Here is a 5,320-nt window from a genome sequence, read left to right as displayed (position 1 = left end):
ACGAAACTTTGTCAGCTTTTGAAGCCATTAGAGAAAAATTAGAAAATGGTACCTATAAAGAAATTGCTGAGCGAACAACGATTGATGTTTCTTAAAAAGTATTAAGTAAATAGAATTAAGTATCAAGAAGAAATCCTTTCGGTAATCCGAAAGGATTTTTTTTGTGTTTATAAAGATTGTGTTTTTTTAAATTACAATTCTTTTCGGAATGTTTTCCGTTTTTTGTGCATGATCGGAAAGAAGTTTTTCCACAACAATTGTACTTTGTTGTTTTCTTCTAATTCTGGATTTGTTTCGATGTATTTTATACCTCGTTTGGTAAAACCGTTGTGCATTTCTCTGAAAATAATAGCCGAAGCACCTTTGTTTTGGTACTCTGGATCAACACCTATAAGATATAACTCGGCATGTTCATTTTTTTTCATGGCTTTTAGTAAATGTAAAAAACCAAAAGGGAATAAACTTCCGTTAGCTTTTTGAAAAGCTCTAGAAAAAGAAGGCATTGTAATACCAAAAGCTATTAATTTCCCGTTTTTGTCAATGACACAGTTTATAAAATCAGGATGTATAAACGAGATGTATTTCTCTTTGTAATGATCTATTTGAAACTGTTTTATGGGAACAAATGTTTCAAGTTCTGCATAGGATTTATTGAGTAACCCAAACATTTCGTCCACATACGGCAAAATTGCTTTGGTGGTTTTGAAAGTCAACGCTGTTAATTGGTACCGTTTTTCGATTAATTGGGATATGGGTCCATATTTTTCCATGTGAATGTTTTTGAATTCAATTTTAAACTCGTGCCATTCTGATCCTTTTGTAAATCCTAACTTGTGCAAATGTTCTGGGTAATATTCATAGTTGTAAATCCCTACCATTGTTGCAATTTGGTCAAAACCCTCCGTAAGCATTCCGGCTTTATCCATATTCGAAAAACCTACTGGACCTTCTAGAAATTCAAGATTATTGGCTTTGCCAATTTCAGTAACTTTATCAAGCAAGGCTTTGGTCACTTCGATATCATCAATAACATCAAACCAACCAAAACGCATTTTTAATTTGTGTTGTTCTTTGATTTCGACCCAATTGATGATGGCAGCAATTCTACCTACAATTTTGTCCTCTTTGTAAGCTAAAAAGAATTGTGCTTGAACGCTTTCGAAAATGGGATTTTGTTTATCAAAACTTTTGAGCTCATCTTTTATAAAGGGTGGAACCCAATAGGCATTGCCTTTGTATAAAGAAAAAGGAAATTTTATAAAGTCGATTAATTCGTTTTTTGTAACGGCTTCTTTTATTGTAATCATTGTGGGTTTTTTAAAAGTACCATACTGTTTATTATTTAAAAAACAAATAGGCAGTAAACAACGAAGATAGCTAACTTTTGTTAAATATAAAAAAACTCTTTTATCCATAAAAAAAAGCCCAATAAAGGGCTTTTAGTTTTTATAAATTTTTCAGGTTATCGATTATCTACCCAAATTATTTTAACAAATGTGGCTTTATCCCAGTTTAGACAGGTATCAAAAGGTTCACCAGTTATAGTGCTTCCTGAAGCGCAAACTACTTCACAATTTTGATTGAATACCGTAGTTGATGCACCATCTGGATTATTGGTGTTCACTAAATATACGGTTTGCCCGTTGTAAATGTATTCTTTGATATAGGTTTTGGGGTATGTGGTTGGGGATTTTAAATATTCTTCAATTTTATTTTTTACGCAATCAGAATAATCAGGATTTTCTCCGTCTTCATTACAGGACACAAGGGTGAATAAAATAAATATTATATATATTAAATTTTTCATTTTAGTTTTTTTTTTAAGTGAATAGTTGAGTTATTCTACAATAATTTGATGAGTTTCTACTTGACCATCGATATTTATTTTCAGGATGTAAATACCTTTAGGTAAGTTTTTTACATTAACAGTTGCTTTATTGTCGATTATTTGAACTACGGTTTTGGAAATGCCTTGTAAATCAAATAATTCTCCAAAAACAACCCAGTTCACAGCATCGCTTTGATTTCTCAAATCTATATAAATAATATCATTAGATGGGTTAGGATAAATTATGTATTTTGTATTGTTATTTGCAAACCCAACTACTGGTATGCCACCACCACCTGGACCACCACCGCCAGAACCATGGCTTACACTCATTGTTTTTGCTGGACCACAACCACAATCATTTTTCCCCATTACTTGTACCAAACCTGTGGTGCCTGCATATCCCGTAAATACTTGAATTGTTGTTGTGGAGCTATAATTTGTCAATTTTTGCCAGTTTTGTGCAAAATAATCAAAAACTGTTACGGTATCATATGGATAAGGTAGCCACCAATCATAATAAGTAGCTCCAAGTGATTCACTACTTGAATAATTTACAAGTGCTCCAGTAACTACTGACGATGGTCCATAAATAAATTTAGGAGCTGCGGGTTTACCTATCCAAATCGTTTTGGTAGTAATTATTCCTGAAACATTCGCCGTTATTGTTGCAGAACCCGTTGTAGTTGTACTTATTGGTTTTACAACTAGACTTGAATTTGAAGAACTCACTATTAATAATTTAGACGATACACTCCAAGTTATTGAAGTGCCGGGAACTAAATTGGAAACAGTGTAGGCATAATTTAAAGTAGTATCACAAATTAAATTACTACCTGTTAATGTAACTTGTGCAACACAGTTATTATTTCCAACACCTACAGCATACCAAGATTGGCAAACCGTTGCTGATTCTATGGAGTTAGTGCCATATAAATCTTTTGCAGCTTGGATTGTTAAATCTCTTGCTTGTGCGTAATTCGTGGTAGCTGTAAAATAGGTAGTTTCTGCACGGTAGACAATTTTTGCGGCTTTTTCTTTTCCTATCCCTGTCACATTATAGGTATTCTGTATATCATTAGTGCCGGATTTCCCTTCTGCCAATATATAAAACCAATGATTAAGCACTCCACTGTTTGTATGGACACCACCATTATCAGCACTTCCTGTATACCAATATTGACCACCATATGTATTAGGATTATTATATGTTTTGGGGTTTGACATTGAACGTATCGCTCCAATATCTTCTCCGATTAAATAAGTTTGTTTTGTAGGCTCTGCATAAAATTCAATCATAGCACCCCAAATATCGCTTAAACTTTCATTTATAGCACCCGACTCATTCGAATAGATAAGATTAGCTGAAGTAGAGCAAACACCGTGACCTATTTCATGTCCAATAATATCTATTGTTGTTAATGGATTTCCAAATCCATCACCATAAGTCATTTTCTGACCATCCCAAAAAGCATTAAAGTTATTTGCATAACCAAAGGCAATTAAATTTGTATGAATATAATTTTTTAATACCCCACCTGAATTATTAAAACTATTTCTATTATGTTTAGCTAAGAAATAATCGTATGTTTTTTCTGCTCCCCAATGAGCATCTAATGCTGCATTATCTTTATTAGAATTATTGAATTCAAGTGCTGTCCAATTATTGTCATTATCAATAAAGTCTGTTGCTAAATTATAATTAGTACCATTATTCATATTATAAGTTTCAACACCACTGCCTCTTGAGTAATCTCTTAATTTATATTGGGCGTTTATAAGTTGTGTTTTTATAATTCTTTGTCCACTATATCTTGTATCTGCAGTTCCATCAACATGTTTAATTATTGCATCTTTAATTATGATTTCACCATTATTTGCATCAACATAAATGTTATTTCTACTTAACGGCTGCATTGCATAAATATCAAATTTATAAGCTAATTTAGGCGTTGGGTTATCAGAAAATAAATCTTTCTCAAGAATGATTAATTCCCCTTTTGGATAATAGGTTGCTTGGGGGTTATTTTGCTCTTTTTTCAAAAAAGTCTCATTTTCTTTATTTTCCCAAATGTATTCTTTTGCATTTATATTTTTAAGAGCATAAGCTAATGCTTGATTCTCTGTTAAACTGGGTTTTATATCTAGATTTTGTATATCAATATATCTTCCGTTTACAGTTTTTAATATACCGTTCTCTGAAACTACATTTTGAACACCAAACTCTGCTTTAATGCCTTTGTAAAATTGTTGAAATTTTTTAGATTCTAGTTGGTTTTCAACAAGAATTTTTGATGGGTTTTGTTTAAAATCAACTTCATTTTCTGAATTAAATTGCTTTTTCAAAAATTGATTTACACTTTTTTCATCTGAATTAATTTTAGTTTCACTAAAATTAATGAGTTCCGCTTTACCTCTGGAGTTTTTTGAGGTGATTTCTTTTTCTTTTACTTGGGAGTAAATTAAATTTGTCAAAACTAATAGAATTGAAAGCCAAAAATACTTTTGTCTAGTTCTGTTCTGTTCTGTTCTGTTCTGTTCTGTTCTGTTCTGTTCTGTTCTGTTCTGTTCTGTTCTGTTCTGTTCTGTTCTGTTCTGTTCTGTTTCATTTTTTTTTAAGATTTTAAAATTAAGGAAAATCAATAACAATATGAATTACAGTCAAATGTAAGAATTTATTTCTAATAAAAAATATTTTTATAATTATTTTCTTATATTTATTTTACTTATGTATATTATCCTTTTTTAGTTTTTTTGGCTCTTTTTTTTGCTTTTCGTTCCGTGTCTCCAGAGTCAATATTGATACGCACTTCTTTGTATTTCGCATCATAGCGCCATGAAAACCCAACTCCGCCGTATAGCAACGATGGTGTGGTTTTTAGACTAGTACTAATTGATGCATCAATTTGCATGTCTTTTGTTATCAAAAACGCTGCGCCACCACGTACAATAGCATCGCTATAAAAATCGCTTTTATAGCCTTGGTTTTCTACAAAACCAGACCATTTATTATTGAACCCTCGAGTTAATGTAAGGACATAGCCATAGCTGGGATAATCGCTTGAAATATAATCGCCAATGATATTAGTTACAAAAACCCATTTTCCTCCTGCAAATTGATTTTGAGTAATCAATATTATTTTAGGTGAAATGCTGGATTCTGGAGTAAAATGATACGGATTGTTCGAAAAAGTAAGATTTGCTCCTGCAAATACGGAAACAGCAGGAATTAATTGCCCCCATTTGAATTTATGATTGGCTTTCCAACTGTAAATATTAATCTTTTCTTCCCGATTTTTGAAGGGATCATAAATTAAATATTTGGCTCCAAACACAGTTTGCTTTAATGCTGATTTTGTAATGCTACTGATACCGGTTATAAACTTTTCGGATTGGTATTGCAAGTCGACTATTAATTCTAGTTGTTCTTTGAATAATCCCCAACGCAAAGTTGCGTCTAAACCAAAACCATTGGCATCGTAATTTAAAATG

General features: G+C 32.0%; 5 protein-coding genes. All 5 read right to left on the bottom strand.

The genetic code is table 11. The features are described from left to right. Positions 1–191: 191 nt before the first annotated feature. Entirely contained in the window at positions 192–1,307 is a 1,116-nt protein-coding gene (locus tag RMO70_RS06905) for a GNAT family N-acetyltransferase (protein WP_310555692.1), read from the bottom strand. Positions 1,308–1,462: 155 nt separating this feature from the next. Continuing rightward, positions 1,463–1,807, bottom strand: a complete 345-nt coding sequence (locus RMO70_RS06900; protein ID WP_310555691.1) for a DUF6970 domain-containing protein — start codon at positions 1,805–1,807, stop codon at positions 1,463–1,465. A gap of 30 nt (positions 1,808–1,837) precedes the next feature. Then, a complete protein-coding gene (locus tag RMO70_RS06895; RefSeq protein WP_310555690.1) occupies positions 1,838–4,303 on the bottom strand; it encodes a M4 family metallopeptidase in 2,466 nt (821 codons plus the stop codon). A gap of 2 nt (positions 4,304–4,305) precedes the next feature. Next, positions 4,306–4,437 carry a hypothetical protein gene (locus tag RMO70_RS06890; protein ID WP_310555689.1) on the bottom strand — a complete coding sequence of 44 codons (132 nt, stop codon included), beginning with the start codon at positions 4,435–4,437 and terminating at the stop codon, positions 4,306–4,308. A gap of 126 nt (positions 4,438–4,563) precedes the next feature. Continuing rightward, a partial coding sequence (locus tag RMO70_RS06885; protein ID WP_310555688.1) for a transporter occupies positions 4,564–5,320 on the bottom strand: 757 nt, incomplete at its 5' end.

Origin of the sequence: Flavobacterium sp. (genome assembly GCF_031422135.1) — a bacterium.
Taxonomy (GTDB): Bacteria; Bacteroidota; Bacteroidia; order Flavobacteriales; family Flavobacteriaceae; genus Flavobacterium.
The sequence above is the reverse complement of the archived record's forward strand: the minus strand, read 5'-3'. Positions and strand labels throughout refer to the sequence as shown.

Bases quoted from the DNA above. Each gene is read 5' to 3' on its own strand.
- RMO70_RS06905 (WP_310555692.1), bottom strand. From the start codon at position 1,307: ATGATTACAATAAAAGAAGCCGTTACAAAAAACGAATTAATCGACTTT.
- RMO70_RS06900 (WP_310555691.1), bottom strand. From the start codon at position 1,807: ATGAAAAATTTAATATATATAATATTTATTTTATTCACCCTTGTGTCC.
- RMO70_RS06890 (WP_310555689.1), bottom strand. From the start codon at position 4,437: ATGAAACAGAACAGAACAGAACAGAACAGAACAGAACAGAACAGAACA.